This window comes from Rahnella laticis, assembly GCF_015644585.1.
Classification (GTDB): Bacteria; Pseudomonadota; Gammaproteobacteria; order Enterobacterales; family Enterobacteriaceae; genus Rahnella; species Rahnella laticis.
Window position 1 is genome coordinate 97237 of record NZ_JADOBI010000003.1, and the last position, 24241, is coordinate 121477.

At 55.3% G+C, this 24241-nt stretch carries 23 protein-coding genes; 5 read left to right on the forward strand and 18 right to left on the reverse strand.

All coding sequences use genetic code 11. The annotated features are described in order from the left end of the window. Nucleotides 1-130: 130 nt before the first annotated feature. Complete coding sequence (locus IV433_RS06765; protein ID WP_229893271.1) at nt 131-1039, forward strand: LysR family transcriptional regulator; 909 nt, start codon at nt 131-133, stop codon at nt 1037-1039. Here the strand turns inward: IV433_RS06765 and IV433_RS06770 are convergent, their stop codons facing one another. After that, the gene (locus IV433_RS06770; protein ID WP_195813899.1) at nt 1040-1921 is read right to left on the reverse strand and encodes a PhzF family phenazine biosynthesis protein; all 882 of its coding nucleotides are present in this window, start codon (nt 1919-1921) and stop codon (nt 1040-1042) included. Between the two features lie 152 nt (nt 1922-2073). Between IV433_RS06770 and IV433_RS06775 the strand changes: the two genes are divergently transcribed. Further along, the gene (locus tag IV433_RS06775; RefSeq protein ID WP_195813898.1) at nt 2074-3354 is read left to right on the forward strand and encodes a lysine N(6)-hydroxylase/L-ornithine N(5)-oxygenase family protein; all 1281 of its coding nucleotides are present in this window, start codon (nt 2074-2076) and stop codon (nt 3352-3354) included. A gap of 57 nt (nt 3355-3411) precedes the next feature. Here IV433_RS06775 and trhA read toward each other — a convergent pair whose 3' ends face one another. Beyond that, nucleotides 3412-4056 (reverse strand): PAQR family membrane homeostasis protein TrhA, encoded by a 645-nt coding sequence (gene trhA / locus IV433_RS06780; RefSeq protein ID WP_195813897.1) that lies wholly within the window; start codon nt 4054-4056, stop codon nt 3412-3414. A 348-nt stretch (nt 4057-4404) separates the two neighbouring features. On the opposite strand from trhA, the gene IV433_RS06785 reads away from it, so the two are divergent. The 3 genes from IV433_RS06785 to IV433_RS06795 all read left to right on the forward strand — a co-directional run bounded on the left by IV433_RS06785 (nt 4405) and on the right by IV433_RS06795 (nt 6001). Beyond that, nucleotides 4405-5013: an HD domain-containing protein gene (locus IV433_RS06785; RefSeq protein WP_195813896.1), complete on the forward strand. Its 609-nt coding sequence runs from the start codon at nt 4405-4407 to the stop codon at nt 5011-5013. A 206-nt stretch (nt 5014-5219) separates the two neighbouring features. After that, on the forward strand, nt 5220-5576 hold the full coding sequence (locus IV433_RS06790; RefSeq protein WP_195813895.1) for a CHAP domain-containing protein: 357 nt from the start codon (nt 5220-5222) through the stop codon (nt 5574-5576). Nucleotides 5577-5581: 5 nt separating this feature from the next. Further along, a complete protein-coding gene (locus IV433_RS06795; RefSeq protein WP_195813894.1) occupies nt 5582-6001 on the forward strand; it encodes a DUF3828 domain-containing protein in 420 nt (139 codons plus the stop codon). Nucleotides 6002-6053: 52 nt separating this feature from the next. Here IV433_RS06795 and IV433_RS06800 read toward each other — a convergent pair whose 3' ends face one another. The 16 genes from IV433_RS06800 to gcvP form a co-directional block, all read right to left on the reverse strand. After that, entirely contained in the window at nt 6054-7361 is a 1308-nt protein-coding gene (locus IV433_RS06800) for an ABC transporter substrate-binding protein (RefSeq protein WP_195813985.1), read from the reverse strand. A 20-nt stretch (nt 7362-7381) separates the two neighbouring features. Continuing rightward, nucleotides 7382-8482, reverse strand: coding sequence for an ABC transporter ATP-binding protein (locus IV433_RS06805; RefSeq protein WP_195813984.1), 1101 nt, complete (start codon nt 8480-8482; stop codon nt 7382-7384). Beyond that, entirely contained in the window at nt 8482-9309 is an 828-nt protein-coding gene (locus IV433_RS06810) for a phosphodiesterase (RefSeq protein ID WP_101075373.1), read from the reverse strand. The genes IV433_RS06805 and IV433_RS06810 overlap by 1 nt, the downstream gene beginning before the upstream one ends. Nucleotides 9310-9320: 11 nt before the next feature. Next, complete coding sequence (locus IV433_RS06815; protein ID WP_195813893.1) at nt 9321-10205, reverse strand: carbohydrate ABC transporter permease; 885 nt, start codon at nt 10203-10205, stop codon at nt 9321-9323. After that, the gene (locus IV433_RS06820) at nt 10195-11067 is read right to left on the reverse strand and encodes a carbohydrate ABC transporter permease (protein WP_195813892.1); all 873 of its coding nucleotides are present in this window, start codon (nt 11065-11067) and stop codon (nt 10195-10197) included. Before IV433_RS06820 ends, IV433_RS06815 begins: the two co-directional genes overlap by 11 nt. 154 nt (nt 11068-11221) lie before the next feature. After that, nucleotides 11222-11536, reverse strand: coding sequence for a hypothetical protein (locus IV433_RS06825; protein ID WP_195813891.1), 315 nt, complete (start codon nt 11534-11536; stop codon nt 11222-11224). A gap of 419 nt (nt 11537-11955) precedes the next feature. Then, on the reverse strand, nt 11956-12888 hold the full coding sequence (gene rbsK, locus IV433_RS06830) for a ribokinase (RefSeq protein WP_101075368.1): 933 nt from the start codon (nt 12886-12888) through the stop codon (nt 11956-11958). Continuing rightward, nucleotides 12885-13817 (reverse strand): allose kinase, encoded by a 933-nt coding sequence (gene alsK / locus IV433_RS06835; RefSeq protein WP_195813890.1) that lies wholly within the window; start codon nt 13815-13817, stop codon nt 12885-12887. The genes rbsK and alsK overlap by 4 nt, the downstream gene beginning before the upstream one ends. A 15-nt stretch (nt 13818-13832) precedes the next feature. Next, a complete protein-coding gene (gene alsE, locus IV433_RS06840; RefSeq protein WP_101075366.1) occupies nt 13833-14513 on the reverse strand; it encodes a D-allulose 6-phosphate 3-epimerase in 681 nt (226 codons plus the stop codon). A gap of 49 nt (nt 14514-14562) precedes the next feature. Further along, nucleotides 14563-15636, reverse strand: a complete 1074-nt coding sequence (locus IV433_RS06845) for an ABC transporter permease (protein WP_195813889.1) — start codon at nt 15634-15636, stop codon at nt 14563-14565. Between the two features lie 11 nt (nt 15637-15647). Beyond that, nucleotides 15648-16637: an ABC transporter permease gene (locus IV433_RS06850; protein WP_195813888.1), complete on the reverse strand. Its 990-nt coding sequence runs from the start codon at nt 16635-16637 to the stop codon at nt 15648-15650. Continuing rightward, nucleotides 16630-18162: a sugar ABC transporter ATP-binding protein gene (locus tag IV433_RS06855; protein WP_101075363.1), complete on the reverse strand. Its 1533-nt coding sequence runs from the start codon at nt 18160-18162 to the stop codon at nt 16630-16632. Before IV433_RS06855 ends, IV433_RS06850 begins: the two co-directional genes overlap by 8 nt. Before the next feature lie 2 nt (nt 18163-18164). After that, nucleotides 18165-19151 (reverse strand): substrate-binding domain-containing protein, encoded by a 987-nt coding sequence (locus IV433_RS06860; protein WP_206738862.1) that lies wholly within the window; start codon nt 19149-19151, stop codon nt 18165-18167. 18 nt (nt 19152-19169) lie between these two features. Further along, nucleotides 19170-20027, reverse strand: a complete 858-nt coding sequence (locus IV433_RS06865) for a DeoR/GlpR family DNA-binding transcription regulator (protein WP_101075362.1) — start codon at nt 20025-20027, stop codon at nt 19170-19172. A 330-nt stretch (nt 20028-20357) separates the two neighbouring features. After that, complete coding sequence (locus IV433_RS06870) at nt 20358-21101, reverse strand: SDR family oxidoreductase (protein ID WP_195813887.1); 744 nt, start codon at nt 21099-21101, stop codon at nt 20358-20360. A 205-nt stretch (nt 21102-21306) separates the two neighbouring features. After that, complete coding sequence (gene gcvP, locus IV433_RS06875; protein WP_195813886.1) at nt 21307-24180, reverse strand: aminomethyl-transferring glycine dehydrogenase; 2874 nt, start codon at nt 24178-24180, stop codon at nt 21307-21309. Between the last annotated feature and the right edge of the window lie 61 nt (nt 24181-24241).

Here is a 24241-nt window from a genome sequence, read left to right on the forward strand (position 1 = left end):
ATTATTTTCTGAAAGCGTGAATTGGCCGTTGCGTTGTTTTGCCTCTATGCCTTCCAGAAATAGGGCTTTTAGGGGTTTTGGTCAAATTGAGCCTTTTTATCTGTTGCCCTTTTTACGCAAAAATTATTTTATGGTGTTCGACTTTGCGGGCAGTAATCCGGGGAAATCCATGAACGAAAAAGACTGGCTGATTTTGCGCGCCGTATATCAGCATAAAAATATTACCCGCGCGGCCGAGCAGCTTTATACCTCGCAGCCCGCCCTGAGTTATCGCCTGCGTCAGATCGAACGCAAACTGGCTATCCGTTTATTTGAAGAAGGACAAAAGGGGCTGGTTTTCAGCGCGCAGGGGGAATACCTCGCGCAGCACGCGGTGACTGTGCTCAGCGATTTACAGCAACTGAAACTCAATCTGCACAGTCTGGATCAGGCGCAACAAGGGGAAATCTCTCTGGGCGTTTCCAGCAATTATGCGGCGTATCGCCTGCCGCCTTTACTGAGCCAGTTTCGCCAGACGCATCCGGGGATCCGCGTCAGCCTGATGAGCGGATTCAGCGAAGATATTATTCAAAAGCTGCTGCGCGGCGAGATTGATATGGCGCTGGTGAAAGATGATTTTAACTGGAAGGAAGGTAAGCATCTGATTGAAGAAGATGACTATGTGCTGGTGAACAGTCAGGATTTTGATTTTGCGCTGCTTCCGCACATGCCGCAGATAAAAATCCATCACGGCGCGCACGTCACGCAGCTGATTGAACGCTGGTGGAATGCCAATTTCTCGCACGCGCCGAACATCACGATGGAAGTCGATAAACTCGAAGTGTGTATGGCGATGGTGGAGCACGGGCTGGGCTACGCGATTGTCGCCACGTATTTACCGCTGCCGGAGCATTTTTACCGGCGGCCCGTCAGCGTCGATGGCACGACGGTGAAGAACCGCACCTGGCTGCTGCACCGCCATAACCTGAACGCCACGCCGTATATGCAGGCGTTTATTCATCTGTTACAGACGGCGCAACAAGGGCTGACGCCGCGCTGATCAGAGATCTAACGTGCCGTCGATCAGCGTACAGGTATCGCCGCCGATCCACGGCTCGCCATCCACGAAAGTGACTGTCACACGGCCATCGCGCTGAAGTTTTGTGCCCTGACGGACGCGGTAACTTTCGGCCATATGAGCGCCGTCCGGGAATCCCGCCGCTTTCAGCACCCGCGCCAGGCAGGCATTCGCGCTGCCCGTGACCGGATCTTCTTTCAGCACGCCGTCTTCGTCGATCAGCGCCCGCACTTCATAATCCGCCGGGCCGTTTTTATCGTGCAAACCGTAAACCGCAATGCCGTTCACGCCGAGGCGCGTTTGCAGCTCGCTGATAGCCGCTGCGTCAGCCGTGATGTTCAGACAATCCTGCGCACTTTCCATACGCACCACCAGCCAGATAATGCCCATGTCTGCCGCCACCGGCGTGACGTCTGCCTGAATTTTGCCACCGCGCAGCGCGGTCGCCAGCAATGCATTGTGCTCAGCCGCCAGCGGTTTCATCGCCGCCGGCGGTGCAGAAAACGCCTGCCCGCCTTCGGCAAGCTGGTTAACCTGAACCAGCCCGACGCCGCATTCCTGTATCAGATGGCCCGGATTTTTAGGCTTCAGCCCGCTTTGCAACAGCGCATACGCCGTGCCCAGCGTCGGATGTCCGGCAAACGGCAGCTCTTTGTCGGTGGTAAAAATACGCACGCGGTAATCGGCTTTCGGCGAAGCAGGTTTAAGCACAAAAGCGGTTTCCGCAAGATTGGTCCAGCGCGCCATGGCGAACATTTCGGCGTCGGTCAGCCCCTCGGCATCCAGGATTACGGCCAGTGCATTGCCTTTCAGCGGCTCAGCGGTAAACACATCAACTTGTTTAAAACGGCGCAGGCGGGTCATAACGGATCCTTTTGTTCATCTTTTGGAAACGGGCGAAGTGTCTGAGTCTATGAAGTTTTCTTTCTGTTTTCGAGAAAAATGTCAGCTTGCGGCGGCTGACCTATGCTTAAAGCACTTCACTGTCTTTTCTAAAACACATAAGGAACAGAAAGATGCCCGCGAAGGATTTGATTGGTATTGGCATCGGCCCGTTTAATCTGAGCCTGGCCGCCATGGCGAAGGATACCGCGAAACTTAACACGGCTTTTTTTGATGCCAACCCGGAATTCAGCTGGCATCCCGGCATGTTATTGCCGACAGCCACCATGCAGACCTACGTTTTGCAGGATCTGGTGACAACGGTCGCGCCGCGCAGCGAATTCTCCTTTATCAACTATCTGGTTGAGCAGAAGAAGATTTACCGTTTTCTGGCGACGGAACAGCTGATCATCAGCCGCGATGAATTCTCAGATTATCTGCGCTGGGCGTGTGACCGCATTCCCGGCCTGCATTTTTCCGAGCCGATTGAGCGTATTGATTTCGATGATAAAAAGCAGGAATTTGTGGTGCAGGGCGATAAAGGCGAGCACCGCGCGCGCAACATTTGCCTCGGCACCGGCCACGCGCCGTGGATCCCCAAACCGGCACGCGCGGCGCTGGGGGAAAACTGTTTCCACGCGGCGGAAATTGAATTACGTGAACCGGATTTCACCGGCAAGCGCGTCATTGTGGTCGGCGGTGGCCAAAGCGGCGCAGACATTATTCTCAATGCGCTGGGCGGCCACTGGGGCGAATTCGCGGAGCTGAGCTGGTTGTCGCGACGCCCGAATTTTCAGCCGCTGGATGAGTCGATTTTCACTAATGAATATTTCACACCCGAGTATGTGAATTACTTCTACACGCTTCCCGAAGACGTGCGCGAGCAGGAGATCAGAACGCAGAAACTGCCTTCCGACGGCATCAGTTATCACACGCTGGAAGACATTTATAAGCAGCTGTATCACCGCTTTGACGTGTTGCATCAGCCGCGCAACGTGCGTTTGCTACCGCACCGCGCGCTGGATCATATCGTGCGTAACGCTTCCGGGGATTTCAGTTTGCAGGCGAAACACGGGCTGGAGAAATGCGAGGAACATTTCAGCGGCGATATCGTCATTCTCGCCACCGGTTATCGCCCCGGTTTGCCGGATTATCTCGCGCCAATGCTCGACAGAATTCCGTACGACCGCGAACAGCATTTGCCGTTGCTGCCCAACTTCAACCTGCGCTGGGACGGCCCGGAGCAGAACCGGATTTACGCGGTGAATGCCGGTATCCACAGCCACGGCAGCGCCGAAGGCCAGCTGACGCTGACCGCGTGGCGTTCGGCCAGGATCCTGAACCATCTGCTGGGCGAACCGCATTATGATTTGCGTCCGGTGCCGTCGCTGGTGCAATGGTGGTCCGGCAAATAGCAGGCACAAAAAAGCGGAGCACATGGCTCCGCTTTCATTTTCAACTCATCGTTTTATTTACACGTAGAAGTAGATCGCCAGAAAGTGGCAGGCGCTGCCGCCCAGCACAAAACCGTGCCAGATGGCGTGGCCAAAACGGAAGCGTTTCGATGCATAGAAAATGACACCCAGCGTGTACACCACGCCGCCCACCGCCAGCAACGTCACGCCGCCGAGAGACAATTTGGTCGCCAGCTGATAAATCACAATCAGCGACAGCCAGCCCATGGTCAGGTAGGTGATCAGCGAAAGCACTTCAAAACGGTGCGCAAACGCCAGTTTAAAAATTACGCCAAACAACGCCAGCCCCCAGATGACCGCCATCAGCCCTTTCGCCAGGGGAGAATTCAGTCCGATCAACAGGAACGGCGTGTAGGTTCCGGCAATCAGCAGATAAATCGCGCAGTGATCGAGTTTTTTCAGCCAGTATTTGGCTTTCTGATGCGGAATGGCGTGATACAACGTGGAGGCCAGATACAGCAAAATCATGCTGCCGCCATACAAACTATAACTGGTGATCGCCATTGCGCTGGCGTTTACGCTGACCGCCTGCACCAGTAACAAGACCAGGCCGACAATCCCAAACACCAGCCCGACGCCGTGACTCAGGCTGTTGGCAATTTCTTCAGCCCACGGATATCCCTGTGGTGATGACTTACCCATACGATGAGAACCCTCGAGGCAAAACAATAAAATAACGTTAATCCGACGCTGTTTATAAATTACGCCGACAGGCAGATTAACTGAGAACGATTCCAGTGTACACCTGTACGCTTAAATTGAGTATTTCCTGATGTAACAGTCCCTTAGCCGGATCATCATTTCATTACACAAATGACTGGAATCCCTTCAATTCATTCACTTTGTTTATAATTTACCCATATGACATTCTGAAGACAGCGCCATTTTCCGCACCCAAAAACATGATTTTTTTACATCAACCGATTAAGGTGTACCGGAAATCTCTGATAATGCTCTTCATAATGCCGTCAATTTGACTAAGGTTTGACCATGTCCGTAGCAACTTCCCCGCTGAATTTTGGCGCAATGACCGAAGTTTTTCAGTTCCTGATGGAAATCGACAAGCTGAAAAGCGTGCAACGCCGCACAAAAGTGCTGGGCACCGAACGTCAGGAAAACTCTGCGGAACACAGCTGGCATTTCGCCGTTGCAGCCATGTCTCTGGCACCTTTTGCGCCGGAAGGCGTGGATATCAATAAAGTCATCCGCATCGCGCTAATCCACGACATCGTGGAAATCGACGCCGGTGACGTCATCGTTTATGACCTCGCCGCCCGCGCTGCCGTTCACGATCAGGAAGTGATCGCCGCCAAACGCCTGTTCGGCCTGCTGCCTGCGCCGCTGAGCACACAATTTCTGGATTTGTGGAACGAATACGAAGCCGGAGAAACGCCGGAAGCGCGCTTTGCGCTGGTGATTGACCGCGTCATGCCGATGGTCATGAACCTGAATAATCAGGGTCAGAGCTGGGTAGAAAATAACATTCGTCTGGAACAGGTTCTGGCGCGTAATTCCTTTATCGCCGAAATCCACCCGGAACTTTGGCTGCACATCCGCAGCCATCTGGATAACGCCCACCAGCAGGGGTGGTTGAAGTAATACTTTGGCGAAATATTAATTAAAATCCCCGCATTACTGAATCGGGGATTTTTTATCCATTCTTAAATCCACCAAACGCCCTTCCTTATCTGCTGCAATCTGTCTGAAAAGTTATTCTTCTGACAAATCTGTATTCAATGCCCCATGTTAACTTTTCAGATGTCGTTACTTTGTTTGCTCACACATTTATCAGGAAGATTCTAACCATGTGGAATAAACATGCTGCGTTAACACATGCAAGGCAGAATGCGCATCAGCACAGCACAGGACTTTGTGCCAGATATGTCACCAACGCGATCAGGGCTGGAGGTGTCGTCATTACACCGGCCAATGCTTTGGATATGGGATTTTCTCTGCGGCAGTCTGGGTTTATAGAAGTGCCATCAGGTGCACCAGCAGAACAAGGGGATATTGTTGTGATCCAGCCAATTCCGGGACATCCTTATGGCCATGCAGCAATCTATGACGGCCAGACCTGGTATTCGGATTTTAAGCAAAAAACGATGTATCCGGGAAATGACTATCGGCAAGCAACTCCTGCCTATCAACTTTACCGGAAATAATGCCGATGAAAAATAACTCCATAATTTTAATGCTTTTGCTCGCATTTTCTCCTGCGTCTCATGCTACGAATTCAGATGCAGGACAATACGTCACCTCATTTTATAAATGGTATATCAAAGAGGCGGCAGAACTTAAAAACCCTCTCGTACAACCTGAATTAAAAAAATATGTCACTGATGAATCCTATAAACAGCTGATGAAAGCTTATAAAGCTGATGAAATCGACGTCGACTACTTTATTAAAGTTCAGGACTTTGACGACCAGGACTGGTTAAAAAACATTGCAGCAGACAAAGTCATCACAGATCCCGTTTGTACCCAAGTCTATATGACATTCGGTAAAATCAATCCAAAGCACGTAGTCGATTGTCTGGTGAAAGAAGGCAATACGTGGAAGATTAAAAGCGTGACTGATATTGAATAGAAATCCCAAAATCAGCCGGACAGTTCATCCGGCTGATTTTTTTTTATTTTAATTACTTCGGCACTGTCAGCGCCGTCGAATCAACGTACGGTTTCATGATGGTGTCGGCATCTTTCTGTGCCTGTGCAGCGGCGGTTTCCGGGGTGACTTTTTCGTCGTTCACCAACGCTGCCAGCTGGTTTTCCATTGCCTGACGAACCGCAACGGTTTCGTAGGTGGAATACCACGGATACGCATATTTCAGCTGTTCCAGCGCAATCGCCGCACGCGGGTCTTTCGCCAGATAATCTTTCATTTCCGGTGTGTCATAAGACGCCATACGCGGTGAAAAATAACCGGTAAAGCGGCTCCAGGCACCGTTCACTTTCGGGCTGACCAGATATTGCAGGAACTGATATGCCGCTTTTTTCTGGTCGTCGGAAATCCCTTTAAAGCTCACCAGACTCGCGCCGCCGATGGTCACGCCGTTGCGGACTTTGGCAGGCATCATCGCCACGCCCAGCTCGAAATCTTTGGTGTTTTCACGCATAAAGCCCAGCGCGCCGGTGCTCAGCATCGCCATCCCCAGTTTGCCGGAGAAGAACGCTGCGCTGATTTGTTTGGAGTTCAGCACGCCGGAAGGCATCACTCTGTCGCGATAAACCAGGTTCTGCCAGAAGTGCAGTGCGCCCAGCGTGGACGGTTTGTCGTAATACACTTCGCCCGGATAATCCGCGTTGTAATACTGGCCGCCGTTGGCGCGCACCAGCGCGGATAAAATCCAGCCGCCGTAGTCATCGTTAGTCGATGGCAACATGATGCCCCACTGGCCTTTTGCCGAATCGGTCAGCTTTTTCGAATCTTCCAGCAGTTCGTCCCAGTCTTTCGGTGGCGCGGTGATCCCGGCTTTGGCGAACATGTCTTTGTTGTAATAGAGAATGGGCGTCGAGTTATGGAACGGAATGGCGTAAGTCACGCCGTTCAGCTGGGCGTTCTGGCGCATGGCGGGCCAGAAGTTTTGCGTCAAAAATGGCGTCGCTTTCTGGTCGCCGAATTTGAACAGTTCGTCCATCGGGAGGATTTCATTTTTGATTGCCAGATCCGCCGTAAAGTTGGCCGACATGATCACCAGCGCCGGGGGCTGCCCGGATTTCGCGGCGGCTTCGGCTTTCACTTTAGTGGTGTCGTAGTTGCCGGTGAAAATCCCGCGCACTTCGACATCATTCTGTGACTGGTTGAACTCTTTGATAACGCGGGTCATTTCCATGGTCAGCTTACCGTCAACCGGCGCAGGGAACATGAAATCGATGTTTTCTTTCGCCGACGCCGTGCCTGCGGCAATGAAGCCGATGGCGAGCGTCAGCGCACTTATTTTACGCATTGTGGCATTCATGCGTTTGCTCATAAAAAATTCTCCCGGTGCAGGTTTTGCTGGTTTTGGCCTGAAAAAAGATGAAGGTCGTGCAAAGAGAAATACAAAGTGATGCGGTCGCCGGGTTGTGGAATATCCCCGGTATTTTCCCGCAGCTGGTTTTTACGGACATAACGGATCTTGCCGAGCGCGGTGTCGGCGTGGCAGAGATACTCCGCGCCGAGCAGTTCGCGATAGGTCAGTGTGGCCTGCAATTGCAGGCTTTCGCCGTCCACCGGGCGGTCGCTGATGTGTTCGGGTCTGATGCCCAGATACACGTCAGTGAGCGCCTGCGCGTAGTCTGTTTGCGGCAAATGCACCGGCTGATTTTCGACGCTCAGCACGCCACCGGCACACGGTAGTAAAAACAGATTCATCGACGGCGTGCCGATAAAACCGGCGACAAACAGGTTGGCCGGGTGCGCGTACAGCGTTTCCGGCGCGCCGATTTGTTGCAGATGGCCTTTATCGAGTACCGCAATCCGGTCGGCCATGGTCATGGCTTCCATCTGATCGTGCGTAACGTAAACGGTGCTGGTTTTCAGTTGCTGATGCAGCTGCATAATCCCATCGCGCACTTCGGTACGCAGGCGCGCATCGAGGTTCGACAGCGGTTCATCCATCAGAAATAACTTCGGATCGCGCACTATCGCCCGCGCCATCGCCACGCGCTGACGCTGACCGCCGGACAATTTGCCCGGCTTGCGTTTGAGCAACGGTTCAAGCTGCAATAATCCGGCCACGCGATCGACCCGCGCCTGATGCTGATCTTTCGGCTCATTGCGCATCCGCATGCCGAACGTGATGTTTTGTTCAACGGTCATGTGCGGGAACAGCGCGTAGTTCTGGAAGATCATCGAGAAATTTCGTTCACGCGGTGCCTGCGCGGTGATGTCAGTTCCGTCGAGCAAAATACGGCCCTCGCTGACATCTTCCAGCCCCGCCAGCAGGCGCAGCAAGGTACTTTTGCCACATCCCGACGGCCCGACCAGCACCAGAAATTCGCCGTCGGCAATCTCCAGCGAAAGCTGATTCACCGCCGTACTGCCTTCAAACTGCTTGGTAATATTTTCCAGACGAATGCCAGACATCATTGATCATCCACCGGGCAACTGATTTGCGCGTCGTAAAGATACGGCCCCGGATATTGCGACAACGGATGCAGATAACTGACCAGCCCGGTTTTATCCACCAGACGGTGCATCACGCAGGCCGCCGGTTCGAGGTTATAGAACGGCGCCGGATTGTGGTGATAGTACGGAACCTGATGCACGGTGCCGGGAATGGTGGTGATGATCGCCTGTTTGTACTGGGTGAAAATCAGGCGATGCGTATGGCCGCAGAATACGCGAACCAGCGACGGGAAACGGTCAATCAGCGCCAGCAGCTGGTCGCCATTTTCACAGGAAATCGCGTCCATCTGCGCGGAACCGACTTTGACCGGCGGATGGTGCATAAACACCGCCGTCGGTTTATCACCGCCCTGCTCCAGCTGGCCTTCCAGCCACGCCAGAGTTTCCAGCGTCAGAAAACCTTTCGATTCACCGGCCAGGCTGGAATCCACAAACAGCAAACGCATCGGGAAATCGTCGATGGCGTAACGCATGTTTTGCGGGTCGTTTCCGAGCTGCGGGCACAGCGGATGCAGCGCTTCCAGAAACTGCGCTTTGTCATCGTGATTGCCCGGAATAATAAACAGCGGATAACGCAGATTGCCCAGCGTGCGGCGCGCCACCTCGTATTCCTGCGGCAGACCGCAGTTAACGATATCGCCGGTGATCACCACTGCATCCGGTTGTTCTTCCAGCGCATTCAGCTGGCTGACCACTTCGGCGTTACAGCCGTTCACGTCGATAAAGTCATACAGTTTGCGGCCGTGGCTGCGAAAGTGCATGTCAGAGATCTGAGCTAAAAACATGGAAGACTCCTTTATTTAATCCCCGAAAAGCCGAAGCTTTTCAGGAACTGTTTCTGAAAAACAATGAACGCTAGCATCAGCGGAAGGCACACCATCAGCGTTCCGGCAGTAATTAATCCCCACTGGCCGCCCGATTCTGCCCCCATCGCGAAGGACACCAGCCCGACGGTGAGCACCTGTTTGTCCGGGTCGTTCAGCACCATCAGCGGCCAGAGATATTCGTTCCAGTGATAGGTAATGCTGACGGTCGCGAAAGCGAGAATGGCGGGCCATGACATCGGGATCAGCACGCGGAATACCACCTGCCACCAGCGGCAGCCTTCCATCAGCGCGGCTTCTTCAATTTCACGCGGGATACTGAGAAACGCCTGACGCATCAGGAACACGCCAAACGCCGACGCGAAGTACGGCATCATCACGCCGGTCAATGTGTTGAGCAGCCCGAGCTGTTTGAGGATCATCATGTTCGGCACCATCATGATGACCGGCATGATCATCAGCTGGATGAGCAGCAGGTAGAACAGCGTCTGTTTGCCGCGAAATTCGTGATACGCGAAGACGTAACCGGCGGTGGTAATCGTCACCAGTTGAACCAGAAACGTGCCGAACGAGAAGAAAATGGTGTTGGCGTAAAGCCGCAGCCAGTCTGCGCTGTCCCAGGCATCACGGAAGTTTTGCAGCGTCAGCGGGAAACGGGGCAACAACGACGCCATATCCGGCCCGAAGCTACTTTCGCTGAACGCCGACGACAGCATCCACAGGAAAGGTGCCATCCATAAAAACGCGGCGCAGAGCAGCAGAACCGGCAGTGTCGAACGGCGGACACCGCGCAGCAGCAGCCCGGAAGATCGCGGCACGGCGCGCGATTTTTGAGTCATCAATGTTTCAACGCTCATAGTGAGCCCCTCTTTCCAGTACGCGCAGATTCAGCATCGAAAAACCAAACAACAGCACCAGCGTCAGGAAAGTCGCCGCTGACGCTTTGCCTAAATCGTGCGTGTCGTTGGCGAGGCTCTGGATGTAATACAGCAACACCGTAGTAGCGTTATTCGGCCCGCCCTGCGTCATCACGGCGACGTGATCAATCTGGGTAATCGAGTAAATCAGCGCAATCGTGACCACAAAACTGATGGTCGGGCGCAGCAGCGGCAACGTGACATAGAAGAAAACCTGCGGGCGCGACGCTCCTTCCATCAGCGCCGCTTCACGGGCTGAAGCGGGAATCGACTGCAATCCGGCGAGGAAAAACAGCATGTAATACCCGGCAAATTTCCATACACCGATAACGCTGAGGGCAATCAGCGCGCTGTTGCTCATGCCGAGATAGTTGTTATTCATCGGCCCGAACATTTTCGCCAGGTAGTAATCAAGCAGCCCCATGCCGGGCATAAAAATGAACAGCCATAGGGTGGCGGCGCTGACGAGAGGAATGATCATCGGGAAGAAAAACGCGCTACGCAGCCAGCGGTTAAGCGAGGTGTTTTCCCAGAGTGCAACGGCCAGCAACAGCGCCAGCACGATACCGGGGATCACGGTCATCAGGATGTAAGCCAGATTATTGAGCAGCGCACGCCAGAAAACGGAGTCCTGAACCAGACGCAGATAGTTTTGCAGGCCCGCAAACGGTGGCGCGTCCGACGACAGACGGCTGTCAAAGAGGCTGTCCATCGCTGACTGGAATAAAGGGTAATAGGTGAACAGAAACAGAAAAATCAGCGTCGGCAGCAAAACAAGATAAGGGAACAACAAACGGCGCATTACAGGATACCGGTCAGCCAAATAAGGTGCCTATCCTGTCGGGAATGTGTGTCAGTTACATGGCGGTTATGTGATGGTTATTTGAATGAAAAATGAGCGAATGTTACTGAACAAATGGGAGGAAAAGACCGGCGTATTGCCGGCCTTAAAATCGTTAACCCTGAACTTCACACCTCGCCAGCGCGTTCCCGGCTTTTTCCGACAACTCAAACAAAGCAGGCAAAACATGCGCCGTGGCTTTGATGTACGCGCTCACCTGCGCCACACCTTCAGGCGGCAAAAGCTCGCCGCTTTCCAGACCTTCGCTCAGACACAGCAAACCGTGGCAAAGGCCTTCGGCAGATTCAGAGGCGACAGCGCCAAGATCATAAAGCTGGGGTTCGGTGAAGTTGCTGAGATCCATATCGGAGATCAAAGTGCGAAAAGCGGTGATGGAGTTTTCAGGGTATTGGGTTTCGGTTGTTGTCATTTTAAAACCTCGAGAGTGAATTTAATTTCGGCCACTCGAAACGCTAATATCGGGTGGCAGCTCAGACAGGGTTAGCGTTACCGGCACTCTCGGAAAACCGGCGCTTCCTAAGAAGCCCCCGCCTGAGCCACCATAATTTGGGGTGAGTCAGAGCGAACAGCATTATTACATATGCCGCCAAGAGATGTGATCAGAACGCTAATTCCGGCTACGGATTTTGCCGCAGCGAGGTGACTATATTCCGATGATTTTGCCAATGAAACAGACTGTATGGATTTACAGGAAGTTACTTTGATAATTGGAAGGCGTCTCGCAGGAATGACGTCTGCTCCCTCCCCTGCGAAGGGGAGGGCTGGGGTGGGGTATTAAAGGCGAATTCGAAAATTGAGGTTTGTGCGGACTGATCATTCAGTGAAATATCAAACCACACCAACACCCATCCTTTCCCGTGCTTCTTCATAGGTCGGCATTGATGCCGCAGCCCCTGCTCTTTCCACACAAACTGACGCGTACGCGGAGGCAAATTGCGCGGCTTCGGAAAGCGTGGAACCGGCGGCGAGTTGTGAGGCTAATGCGCCGTTGAAGGCATCGCCTGCGCCGGTGGTATCGACCGGTGTGGCCGGGCAGGCGGCGATGATCTGCGTTTCGCCATTCACGGAAAGCAGTGCGCCCTGCGTGCCGAGCGTGACGATCAGTGCCTGAATGCCTTTAGCGTGCAGCGCGTGGGCAGCGCGCTTTGCGGATGGAATATCGTGAACCTCAATGCCGGTCAGTAATGTGCATTCGGTGGCGTTGGGCGTGAGCAAATCGACCTGCGCCAGCAGGTGGTCGGAAACCGGCTGGAACGGCGCGGGGTTGAGGATAATGTACGTCCCGTTTTCCCTGGCGATGTTGATCAGCTTTTCGATAGCCGGAAGATTATTTTCCAGCTGCGTCAGCAGGATATCGGCAGCGGCTACCGCCGGGCGGCATTGTTCGACTTCTTCGTCGGTGACCGTCAGGTTCGCGCCCGGATCGACCGCTATCATGTTTTCTGCGTCCGCACCGGCGACGTAAATCAGCGCGTTGCCGGTCGGGCATTCGCTGGTGGAAAACAGCGTGACGGCGTCGAAACCGGCGTTGTCGAGGTGGCGGCGGGCGAACATGCCGAAATCATCGCGCCCGACTTTCCCGATGTAATGCACCCGTGCACCGGCGCGCAGTGCGGCAACCGCCTGGTTCGCGCCCTTTCCGCCCGCGCCCATCATGCTGTTGCGCGCAATCAGGGATTCTCCCGGTTTGGGGAAACGCGCCATGCCAGCGACGATGTCGAGGTTGAAAGAACCAAATACGCATACCTTGCCTTTTTTCATGCCTCTCTCCTGAAAGAAAACGGTCGTGACTGCGACTGAAAAACGCGTTGTGCGGCCAGACAGGCGCCGCGGCAGCCGGTCTCATCGGTGACGGCGCTGAAGTGGATCTTCAGTCCGTTCGCCGGATACGGGCTGCGCAGATGGCTGCGCAACTGCTGTTCAAGCTGCGCCAGCGGGAAATTCTCCATCGCCAGCACACCGCCGCCGAGCACCAGATATTCCGGGTCCAGAATGTTCATTTCACTGGCGATCGTCCGCGCCAGACGCGCGACAAATTCGGTTAAATCCACATGTTCTGCATGATGCACAAACAGTTCGGCGAACGGCGTTTGCGGTGCGTGCTGCCGCGCCCAGCCGGTCAGCCAGTTGCCGGACGTCAGCGTTTCGACGCACCCGGTTTTGCCGCAGGGACACAACAGCGGATTGCCTGCCAGCGGAATGTGCCCTAGCTCGCCCGCACCGCCATGTGCACCATGATAAAAATCGCCGTTAATCCACAAACTGTTGCCCAGACCGGTGCCCAGATACAGGCCGACGGCGACGTCCGGCAGCGCGTCGTGCTGAAGTAAATCCCACCACATCAGATGGTTAACGTCTTTATCCATCGTCACCGGCAGATGCAGCCGCTGCGCAAGCTGCTCCGCGACCGGCTGATTATCCAGCGCGGAAATAAACGGCAGCGATAACACGGTTTGCCGGTCGCGGGATAAGATCCCCGGCAAACCGAGCATCACCTGTGCCACCTGATGATGCGGATCCTGCGCATCCAGATACCCGCGGATCAGTGCTTCCAGCCCGCTCAGCGGATCACTTTGCCCTGCCCAACTTTGCGTCGGGGTTTTGTGGTAGCCGCGAAAATTTTGCTGGCTGTCCATCAGCATTAAACGGGTATTGGTGCCCCCGACGTCCACTCCAAGAAAATGCGGCATACGGCTCTCCTGCCCTCAGGCTGCGTGACGCGCCTGACGCATCTGATCGAGCATTTTGTCCCAGGCAATATCCAGATCGCTGTCGAGCGTGAACAGGCCGGAACTGCCGACGATCAACACTTCCGCGCCCGCAGACATCAGATCCTGATACGTCCGCAGGTTGCAGGATCCGTCGATTTCGATCAGATAGCGGTAGCCTTTTTGCTGTTTGAGATCGCGCAGCTGGGCAATTTTCCCCAGCATTTCCGGGATGAACGGCTGCCCGGCGTAGCCCGGATCGACAGTCATGACGGTAATTTTGTCCAGCAGATGAATGTAGTGCTGGATGTATTCCACCGGCGTCGCAGGGTTGAGTACCACGCCGACCTTTTTACCCAGAGAACGGATCTGGTTGATGATGCGGAACGCGTCGCGGTTGATGGTTTCGGCGTGCGGGCAAATAAAATCAGCACCGGCTCTGGCTATCGGTTCGATAAAGTCGGACGGATTTTCCACCATCATATGCACGTCCAGAACCAGCGGCGTATGCGGGCGGATCTGTTCGATGAAGAACGGCGACAGCGTGATGTTTTTGACGTAATGGCCGTCCATGATGTCGATGTGCAGCATGTCAGCGCGGCGGTTCAGCACCTCCAGTTGCTGTCTGATGTCTATCAGGCTCATGCACATCAGCGACGGAGAAATTTTGTATTCCATGATGTTTTCCTAAGGTCAGAGGCTATGAAAATAAGCTTTAAAATAAGGGTTAAGGTTGTGCAGCCCGCGCTTTGGCGGCGCTCATGCGTCCTGCGCGTTTTTGCAGGAAACGGGCACGGAAGAATTTCAGCGCCAGCACCACAATCAGTACCGCGCCCCACATCGCCAGGCTGAAATGCGGGCTGACGTTCAACAGATTCAGGCCGGTAGAAATTACCTGGAGGACAATCAGCGAGAGCACCACGCCCGCTACTTTGCCGAATCCGCCGTTCGGGTCGGTGCCGCCTAAAATGATCGCCAGTACGGTCAGCAGCAGGTAAGAATCGCCGTAGCCCATACGCGCCGAGTTGAAGCGCGCCATCATCACCAGCCCGGCAATCACGCATAACATGCTGGAAATCACGTAAATGGCGATGAGGACACGGTGCGTGTTGACGCCGCTGAAATGGGTGGCGTTGATGTTGCTGCCGCTCATGTAGATGTATTTGCCAAGGCGCGTGCGTTCGAGGAACACCGCGATGAATACCGCCGTCAGCAGGAAGATAATCAGCGGAACCGGCACGCCGAGCAGCGTTTCCGCGCCGATAAAGCGCACGATGTCGGGCATGCCGCTGATGGCCGCGCCGCGTGAAAGATAGATACCGACGCCGTTCACCATCGTCATGGTGGCGAGCGTGACCAGAATCGGATGCGCCCCGACATAGGCCACCAGCGCACCGGTCAGCATGCCGATGACCAGCGCCAGAATCATTGAGCCAACCAGCGCCACCGTCAGCCAGACCGCCTGCATCGCCATGCTGGCATCGGGCGGCAGCCAGGTCAGAAACACCCACGCCATCAGCAGGCTGGTCAGGTTAGCGGTGGCGATAATGCACAGATTCAGGCCGCCGCTGAGGATCGGGATAAACATAGCCAGCGTCAGCAAACCGAGTTCCGGCAGCTGAAACGCGACGCTCATAAAGGTGGCGTCACTGAAGAATCGCCCCGGCATCGCCAGGCTGAAACCGATAATGACCACCAGCAGCAACAGCGATAATCCCAGTGTGGTGCTGTCTATTTTCAGGGAAGCTATTTTCAGCCGTGGCCGGTCTTTAAGATTCACATTTCTGCTTTTCGCGAACATAGCGGTTTTCCTCAGGCGAAGCCGACTTCGGTTTCTTTGCGTTTCTTGTAATGGGTGACGGTGATGGCCGCGACAATCACCACGCCGATGACGATATTCATGAAGTAGCTGGAGACGCCGACCAGGTTGAGGCCGTTTTTCAGCACGCCAATCAGGAACACGCCCATCAGTGTGCCGACCACGCTGCCTTTGCCGCCGTTAAGGCTGGCGCCGCCGAGCACCGCAGCAGCCAGAACATCCAGCTCGCCGCCGACCAGCGCATTCGGCACCACTTCGCCGACGCGGTAGACCTGAACCAGCCCGCCAATCGCCGCCATCGCGCCGAGATAGCCGTACGCAAACAGGTGCAGCAGACCAACGCGGATGCCAATGCGGCGCGCGGATTCCTGATCACCACCGACCGCAAACAGCTGACGGCCCAGATGCGTTTTGTTGAGTAAAATCCAGCTCAGCGCTGCCACCGCCAGCATCACGACAACCGGCAAGCCAATCTGGTAATGCTGCTCGCCGACGCTGAACGGCAGGACGCGGATCGGCGTGGTCAGCCAGTCCGGCAGGTCGTAGAGGCTGGTGCCGTTGGTCAGCCACATCAGCATGCCGAACAGAAGTGACTGCATGCTGATGGTGACGATGATCGAGACAATGCGCAGGCAGTAGATCAGGATGGCGTTGATCATCCCGAGGACGGTGCCGATCGCGATCGCCAGTAAAATGCTGCCGGTCGGGCTGCTCAGGCCATAATGAATGGCCAGCGTGGCGATGAGGTACTGCACGACGGAAGCGACCGCCGCGAAGGAAATATCAATGCCGCCGGTGACCAGCACCACAAATAAGCCGAGGGCAAAAACGCCGCTGACGGCGTAGCTTTCGGTCAGATCGAGCAGGTTCTGAAGCGTCAGAAACTGATTGGTGAGCAGGGAAAACGTGACGATAACCACCAGCAAAACCCAGGCTAAATAACCTTCGTTGCTGGACGGGCGTAACCGGCTGAGCTTAAGCATTGACCGCCTCCGCAAGCTGTTGCTGAGTAATCGCGCCCGGAAGATATTCGCCCTTCACCGTACCTTCGGAGAAATGCAGTACGCGGTCGCAGTTGAAATACACTTCCGGCACTTCGTCGGAAATCAGCAGGATCGAAATGCCCTCTTCCGCCAGCTGATGCACCAACTGGTAAATACTGGCTTTCGCACCGACGTCCACGCCGACGGTCGGTGAATCGAGGATCAGAATTTTCGGCTGCGTCAGCACCCATTTCGCCAGCACGATTTTTTGCTGATTGCCGCCGGACAGCGTGGAAATCGCCTGATCCGGGTTCGCGACTTTGACGCCGAGTTTTTCGATCCACTGCTGGATGATCTTGTTTTTGCGGTATTCGTCGATCAGATGAAAACGGCTGCGCAGCTGATCCATGATCGCCAGCACGGTGTTGTCGCCGACCGATTGCTGCTGGATCAGTCCCAGCGTCAGCCTGTCTTCAGAGACATAGCCGATGCCGGATTTGATCGCGTCTTCGTGGCTGCGAAAACGCACCGGTTTGCTGTCGAGGTAGATTTTGCCGCTGTCCGGTTTGGTCATACCAAACAGGCTTAGCGCCAGTTCGGTGCGTCCGGAACCGAGCAGGCCGCACAGGCCGAGCACTTCGCCGGCGTGCAGTTTGAAACTGACGTCGTGGTACTGGCCTTCGCGGGTGAGTTTGTCGGCTTCCAGCATGATGCGTTCGTCATTCATGTTGGCGGCTTTCAGGCGGTAATCGAGTCTGAGGCCGGTCATCAGCTCGGTCAGGCGTTCGCTGCTGACTTCAGAGGCCGGGAAGGTGCCGACTTTTTTGCCGTCACGAATGACCGTGACGCTGTCGGAAATCTCCAGCACTTCGTCGAGACGATGGCTGACGAAGACCACGCTGATGCCTTTGTTTTTCAGGTAATGCACGGTACGCAGCAGCTGATTCACTTCGGTGCGGGTCAGCGAGGCGGTCGGTTCATCCATAATGACTAACCGCGCATCGGCGACCAGCGCGCGACAAATTGCCACCTGCTGGCGCTGGGCAATCGGCAGCGCCGACACTTTGCTGTCGAGATCTAAGGTGTAATTGAGTTCAGTCAGGATGCGCTGCGCGGTGTCGCGCAGGCGTGACGGGCGATACCAGCCCATCAGCCCTTGCAGGTTGTGGTCGAACGCGATGTTTTCAAACACGCTCAGGTTCGGAAACAGCGACAGATCCTGATAGATCACCTGAACGCCAAACTGCCGCGCCTGATCCGGGCTGAGTTTGCTGAACGTCTGAAGCCCCTGCGTGGCAGAACCCAGCGTGATCCGGCAACCGTTATCCGGCTGATAAACCCCCGAGATCACTTTGATCAACGTACTTTTACCGCAGCCGTTGGTGCCCGCCAGGCAGTGAACTTCCCCCGGCATCAGCCGCAGGGAAATGTCGTTAAGCGCGCGCTGTCCGCCAAAGGTCACCGACAGATTCTGTACATCAATCAGCGGCGTGTTGTCTGTTTGAATGATCTCGGAGATTGCCATGATTACAGCCCCATTTTGACCAGTTTCGGCAGGTTCGCTTTATCCAGACTTTCGGTTTCGTTGCCCAGAATGGTGCGCGTGGCTTCATCAACTTTCACTTTACCCATGCCTTCGATGGTCATGCCGTCAGTGATTTTTTCGCCTTTTTCCAGCTTCTCGGCGATGCGCACGAACACTTCCCCGGCCACCATCGGGTTCCAGATAAAGCCGCCTTTGATGGCACCGGCTTTCACCAGGCTTGCGCCCTGTCCCGGACTGAATGGCCCGAAGACGCAGACATCATCGGTTTTGCCGCGGTTAAGCACCGCACGGCCTGCGCCGATGGGGCCTTGTGAACCGATCGCCAGAATGCCTTTCAGGTTGGCGTCTTTAGACATCAGGTCGTTGGTAGTTCGGATGCTGTCATCAAGCGATTCGCCGACACCAAATTTGTCACCGACCAGATGCATGTTCGGATAATGTTCTTTCTGATAATTGATGGCCGCGTCAGCCCATTTCTGATGCAGAGGCACGGTCAGGCTGCCGACGTACACCGCGTAATCGCCTTTTTCTTTCATACATTGTGCGAGAGCGATCATGTGGTTAATGCCGTGCTGCGTGGCGTCGACCATTTCGAAATCCCAGTCGGCGTATTTCTGATCCGGCGATTCATGCACGATGACTTTGATCCCGGCGTCGTGTGCGCGTTTCAGCACCGGCTCCAGCACGCGGGCGTCGTTGGGTACCACGCCGATCACATCCACTTTCTGGGCGATCAGATCTTCAATTGCACGCACCTGCAATGCCGGATCGGCACTGGTCGGGCCGACCTGCCATGCGTCGATCCCGCGTTTCGCCGCTTCGCTTTTGATCCCGGCTTCCATCGCGTTGAACCAGGCGTTACCGCCGACTTTCACCACCACGCCCATGCGAATTTTGTCAGCGGCGTGTGCTGACAGGGACAACATGGCTGTGGCGAACAGGCAGGCAAGAACGGATTTCTTGATCATGTTTACTCTCCTGGGAGGTCAGTTATTTACCGCAGCAAACGGGCCGTTGCGGTTGTTTTTAGTTTTTTTCTGTAGGGGTGACGGAGAAACTTCAATCACGTTAACGTTGCTCCAGGCCAGTTCCTGGCGGAATTCCTCATCCTCCAGATGGTCTGTTATCAGTGTGTCGATTTCCCGGTAGTGGCAGATCCGCGCAAAAGAGCGGCGGCCGAATTTGCTGGAGTCAGCCAGCAAAATTTTGTGCTCGGAGGAAAGCAGCATTTGCTGTTTCAGCCGCGCGTGATGCTCGTTGCTTTCACGGATCCCACCTTCGTGGCTGATACCGTGACAGGAGAAAAACAATTTGTTGATGACGAACTCTTTCAGCATTTGCTCGGCCAGCACGCCGACAAAATCTTCATATTTCGCCGAATATTCACCGCCCAAACCGATGGTGCGCACATTGGCTTTCACCGACAGCGTCTGGATGATCTGCACTGAGTTGGTCAGCACCACCAGCTGAATATCGGGCAACTGGCGCGCCAGATACCAGCTGGTCGAACTGCTGTCGAGCAGCAGACAGTCCCCCGGATTAATCAACTGCAATGCGCGTTTGGCGATGCGCGTTTTGCTGTCAGGCGACTGATTACTGCGGTCGCGAAACGATTCGCCCTGTTCAATCTGCGACGGCACATAGGTTTTTTCGCCCGCCGAATGTTCCGTAAAGACCGCGCCGCCGTGGCTGCGTAACAGCACGCCGCGCTTTTCCAGCAGCGCCAGATCCCGTCGTGCCGTTTCCAGCGAGATACGGCATAGCTGCGCCACTTCCTGCACCAGAATGCGTCCGCGCTGGGTGAGAATCTCGGTAATAAAACGATGTCGCTCTACTGGCAGCATGTGGTGATTCCTCTTTCCCGATGTCAAACAGGATACGCAGCCCAGTGGTTGTGGAATGCGCAGTGCCTCAAACGCGGCTGTGTGCATTTTTTGCCACCGCCGTCATGTGATAGTTGTCACGAAAAGCTGAGAAAAGATGAAATGTTAAAGTTTGGATCTGTGGCGGGAACGGCATTAAATCGTCATTTGCGTTGCAACAAGACAGCAACAGTTTTGCAAACGGTCACAATTCCTCGTGGTTTCTCATGACCGGTTATGACCGTTTGTGTGGAGTTGACCGTTTGAGCATAAAAAAAGCGCCTTAAGGCGCTTCTGCATTCGAAGAAAGTATTATCGGCCCCCCGCCAGATCGAGAAAGCTGCCGGTGACGTAGGAGGAGGAATCGGAGAGCAGCCAGTAAATCGCCTGCGCCACTTCTTCCGGCTGGCCACCGCGCTGCATCGGCAGATTGGCCTTCACGCGATCGACGCGCCCCGGCTCACCACCGCTGGCGTGCATTTCGGTATAAATCAGACCGGGCCGCACGCAGTTTACGCGAATACCGTACGCCGCCACTTCCAGCGCCAGACCGGTGGTCAGGGTATCCACCGCCCCTTTCGACGCGGCGTAATCAACATATTCGCCCGGCGCACCCAGACGGGCAGCCGCCGAGGAGACATTCACAATCGTCCCGCCCTTTCCGCCGTGCCGGTGCGACATGATTTTCACCGCCTCGCGGCAGCACAGGAAATAGCCCGTCACGTTGGTGGAAAGCACTTTATTAATCCGCTCTGCCGAGAGGTTTTCAATCGTCGTCTGCTGGAACAGAATTCCGGCATTATTCACCAGCGCGGTGATCGTCCCGAGTTCTTCGCCCAGGCGTTTAAACATCGCGACCACCTGCGTTTCGTCGGCAATATCAGCCTGAAGCGCAATGGCTTTGCCACCGGCCTGTTGAATTTCATCGACGACGGATTGTGCAGCGGTTTCGTTATTCAGATAGTTGACGCCGACGGCGTAACCCTGCTGCGCGAGGAGGATCGCGGTTGCACGGCCGATACCGCGGCTACCGCCGGTGACGAGGGCAATATTCATTGCTGGGCTCCTTTGGGAAAATGCCGGAATTTAGGGAAGGATACGACGTTGGTTTGCTCCTCCCCCTGCGAAGGGGGAGGTTGGGAGGGGGTTTAGCACCAAAAACAATAATTTGGGGAAACTTCAATATAGGCATTTTGCTGTAATACCCCACCCCAACCCTCCCCTTCGCAGGGGAGGGAGCCGTTCGAAGCCGGTTCAGGCCTTACTCGTAATCACTCATCGGCACGCATGAACAGAACAAGTTCCTGTCTCCGTAAACGTCATCGAGACGTTTCACCGTCGGCCAGTATTTATTCTCATCACCGGCCGGGAACACGGCCACTTCGCGGGTGTACGGATGGCTCCAGTCGTTCACCAGCTCATTTTGTACGTGCGGTGCGTTCACCAGCGGGTTATCGGCCAGCGGCCATTCGCCTTTCGCTACGCGGTCGATTTCACTGCGGATTGCCAGCAGCGCATCGATAAAGCGATCCAGCTCCACTTTGCTTTCGGATTCGGTCGGTTCAACCATCAGCGTACCCGCAACCGGGAATGACATGGTTGGCGCGTGGAAACCGTAGTCGATCAGGCGCTTGGCGATGTCCATTTCGCTGATACCAACGGTCTCTTTCAGCGGACGGATATCCAGAATACATTCGTGCGCCACGCGGCCATCACGGCCGGTGTAGAGCACCGGATACGCGTCTTTCAGACGGGTAGCGATGTAGTTCGCATTCAGGATCGCGACCTGGCTGGCTTGTTTCAGACCTTCCGCGCCCATCATGCGGATGTACATCCAACTGATTGGCAGGATAGATGCGCTGCCAAACGGTGCTGCAGAAACTGCGCCATTTTGCGTCAGCACGCCGTCAATCTGCACGACGCTGTGGCCCGGAACAAATGGTGCCAGATGCGCTTTCACACCGATCGGGCCCATACCCGGGCCGCCACCGCCGTGCGGGATGCAGAAGGTTTTATGCAGGTTAAGGTGCGAAACGTCCGCGCCGATGTAACCCGGCGTGGTGATGCCGACCTGGGCATTCATGTTCGCGCCGTCGAGATAAACCTGACCGCCGTACTGATGCACAATCTGGCAAACTTCGCGGATCGTTTCTTCGTAAACGCCGTGCGTGGAAGGATAAGTGACCATAATGCACGACAGCTCATCGCCCGCTTTCGCCGCTTTCTCACGCAGATCGCTCAGATCAATGTTGCCCTGTTTGTCGCAGGCCACCACCACCACCGTCATGCTCGCCATCTGGGCAGAAGCCGGGTTAGTGCCGTGCGCTGAACTTGGGATCAGGCAGATGTGACGGCTGCTTTCGTTACGGCTTTCGTGATAACGACGGATCGCCAGCAGGCCCGCATATTCACCCTGCGCACCGGAGTTTGGCTGCATACACACCGCATCGTAACCGGTAAGCTGCACCAGCCACTGTGACAACTGACCAATCATTTGCTGATAACCGGCGGCCTGTTCTGTCGGGCAGAACGGGTGCAGCTCAGCAAATTCCGGCCAGGTGATCGGGATCATTTCGGCCGCAGCATTCAGTTTCATGGTGCAGGAGCCCAGCGGGATCATCGCCTGATTCAGCGCCAGATCCTTTTTCTCCAGACGGTGCATGTAACGCATCATCTCGGTTTCGCTGTGGTACTGATTGAAGACCGGGTGCGTCAGGATCGGATCCACACGCAGCATCGCGGCAGGAATCGAGTTGCTGTCGGTCGATGCGGCTTTATCCAGTTTGTCGATGTCCAGACCGTTGTCGTCACCCAGCAGGGCGGCGAACAGGATCTGCACGTCTTCACGGGACGTCGCTTCGTCGAGGGTCACGCCTACGGCACCGTGAATGTCGGTGCGCAGGTTCAGACCAAAGCTCAGCGCGCGTTCCAGTACGGCAGCTTTGTCTTTGACTTCAACGGTCAGCGTGTCAAACCACGTGTTGTGACGCAGGGTCAGGCCGCCCTGTTTCAGGCCAGAAGCCAGAATGTCGGTCAGACGGTGAATGCGTGATGCAATGCGTTTCAGGCCTTCAGGGCCGTGGAATACCGCATACAGGCTGGCAATATTCGCCAGTAAAACCTGCGAGGTACAGATGTTGGAGTTGGCTTTTTCGCGGCGGATATGTTGCTCGCGGGTCTGCATCGCCATACGCAGCGCGGTTTTCCCGGCGGCGTCGCGGGAAACACCAATAATACGGCCCGGCATGGAGCGTTTGAACTCGTCGCGGCAGGCGAAGAACGCGGCGTGCGGGCCGCCGTAACCCATCGGCACGCCAAAGCGTTGCGCGGAACCGAAGACCACGTCAGCGCCCTGTTTGCCCGGCGCGGCCAGCAGAACCAGCGCCATAATATCAGCGGCAACGCTGGTCACAATTTTGCGGGATTTCAGTTCTCCCAGCAGCGCGGTGTAATCGTGAACTTCACCGGTGGTGCCGACTTGTTGTAAAAGCACGCCGAACACGCCTTCCAGATCGAGCACTTTTTCTGCTTTATCAACGATAACGTCAAAGCCGAAAGTTTCCGCACGGGTGCGGACAACGTCCAGCGTTTGCGGGTGCACGTCATCCGCCACGAAGAAACGGTTAGCATCTTTCAGTTTGCTGGCGCGTTTCGCCAGCGCCATAGCTTCGGCGGCAGCGGTTGCTTCATCGAGCAACGACGCAGAAGCCAGATCCAGACCGGTCAGATCCAGCGTCAGTTGCTGGAAGTTGAGCAGCGCTTCGAGGCGGCCCTGAGACACTTCCGGCTGATATGGCGTATAAGCGGTGTACCAGCCCGGATTTTCCAGCATGTTGCGCAGGATCACCGGCGGCGTCAGCACTGCGCTGTAACCCATACCAATGTAGGATTTATAACGCTGATTCTGGCTGGCAATGGCTTTCAGCTCAGCCAGCGCCTGATGTTCTGTCACGGCATCGCCGACGGCCGGTGGCCCCGGCAACTGAATATCGACCGGAACGATCTGCTGGATCAGCGCGTTTAACGAGTCTGCACCGACCGTTTCCAGCATCTGTTGCTGCTGCTGAGAAGACGGACCAATGTGACGGCCGATAAAGGCTTCGCTGTTTTCGAGTTGGCTGAGAGTCTGAGTCATTTGCTACGCATTCCTGAAATCTGCTGGAGGTGTCTTGGGATACTGACAAAAGCTACGGGTC

What these genes read in the sequence shown, in the direction of transcription:
- IV433_RS06765 (WP_229893271.1), top strand. Translation starts at nt 131, where the DNA reads ATGGTGTTCGACTTTGCGGGCAGTAATCCGGGGAAATCCATGAACGAA.
- IV433_RS06770 (WP_195813899.1), bottom strand. Translation starts at nt 1,921, where the DNA reads ATGACCCGCCTGCGCCGTTTTAAACAAGTTGATGTGTTTACCGCTGAG.
- IV433_RS06775 (WP_195813898.1), top strand. Translation starts at nt 2,074, where the DNA reads ATGCCCGCGAAGGATTTGATTGGTATTGGCATCGGCCCGTTTAATCTG.
- trhA (WP_195813897.1), bottom strand. Translation starts at nt 4,056, where the DNA reads ATGGGTAAGTCATCACCACAGGGATATCCGTGGGCTGAAGAAATTGCC.
- IV433_RS06785 (WP_195813896.1), top strand. Translation starts at nt 4,405, where the DNA reads ATGTCCGTAGCAACTTCCCCGCTGAATTTTGGCGCAATGACCGAAGTT.
- IV433_RS06790 (WP_195813895.1), top strand. Translation starts at nt 5,220, where the DNA reads ATGTGGAATAAACATGCTGCGTTAACACATGCAAGGCAGAATGCGCAT.
- IV433_RS06795 (WP_195813894.1), top strand. Translation starts at nt 5,582, where the DNA reads ATGAAAAATAACTCCATAATTTTAATGCTTTTGCTCGCATTTTCTCCT.
- IV433_RS06800 (WP_195813985.1), bottom strand. Translation starts at nt 7,361, where the DNA reads ATGCGTAAAATAAGTGCGCTGACGCTCGCCATCGGCTTCATTGCCGCA.
- IV433_RS06805 (WP_195813984.1), bottom strand. Translation starts at nt 8,482, where the DNA reads ATGTCTGGCATTCGTCTGGAAAATATTACCAAGCAGTTTGAAGGCAGT.
- IV433_RS06810 (WP_101075373.1), bottom strand. Translation starts at nt 9,309, where the DNA reads ATGTTTTTAGCTCAGATCTCTGACATGCACTTTCGCAGCCACGGCCGC.
- IV433_RS06815 (WP_195813893.1), bottom strand. Translation starts at nt 10,205, where the DNA reads ATGAGCGTTGAAACATTGATGACTCAAAAATCGCGCGCCGTGCCGCGA.
- IV433_RS06820 (WP_195813892.1), bottom strand. Translation starts at nt 11,067, where the DNA reads ATGCGCCGTTTGTTGTTCCCTTATCTTGTTTTGCTGCCGACGCTGATT.
- IV433_RS06825 (WP_195813891.1), bottom strand. Translation starts at nt 11,536, where the DNA reads ATGACAACAACCGAAACCCAATACCCTGAAAACTCCATCACCGCTTTT.
- rbsK (WP_101075368.1), bottom strand. Translation starts at nt 12,888, where the DNA reads ATGAAAAAAGGCAAGGTATGCGTATTTGGTTCTTTCAACCTCGACATC.
- alsK (WP_195813890.1), bottom strand. Translation starts at nt 13,817, where the DNA reads ATGCCGCATTTTCTTGGAGTGGACGTCGGGGGCACCAATACCCGTTTA.
- alsE (WP_101075366.1), bottom strand. Translation starts at nt 14,513, where the DNA reads ATGGAATACAAAATTTCTCCGTCGCTGATGTGCATGAGCCTGATAGAC.
- IV433_RS06845 (WP_195813889.1), bottom strand. Translation starts at nt 15,636, where the DNA reads ATGTTCGCGAAAAGCAGAAATGTGAATCTTAAAGACCGGCCACGGCTG.
- IV433_RS06850 (WP_195813888.1), bottom strand. Translation starts at nt 16,637, where the DNA reads ATGCTTAAGCTCAGCCGGTTACGCCCGTCCAGCAACGAAGGTTATTTA.
- IV433_RS06855 (WP_101075363.1), bottom strand. Translation starts at nt 18,162, where the DNA reads ATGGCAATCTCCGAGATCATTCAAACAGACAACACGCCGCTGATTGAT.
- IV433_RS06860 (WP_206738862.1), bottom strand. Translation starts at nt 19,151, where the DNA reads ATGATCAAGAAATCCGTTCTTGCCTGCCTGTTCGCCACAGCCATGTTG.
- IV433_RS06865 (WP_101075362.1), bottom strand. Translation starts at nt 20,027, where the DNA reads ATGCTGCCAGTAGAGCGACATCGTTTTATTACCGAGATTCTCACCCAG.
- IV433_RS06870 (WP_195813887.1), bottom strand. Translation starts at nt 21,101, where the DNA reads ATGAATATTGCCCTCGTCACCGGCGGTAGCCGCGGTATCGGCCGTGCA.
- gcvP (WP_195813886.1), bottom strand. Translation starts at nt 24,180, where the DNA reads ATGACTCAGACTCTCAGCCAACTCGAAAACAGCGAAGCCTTTATCGGC.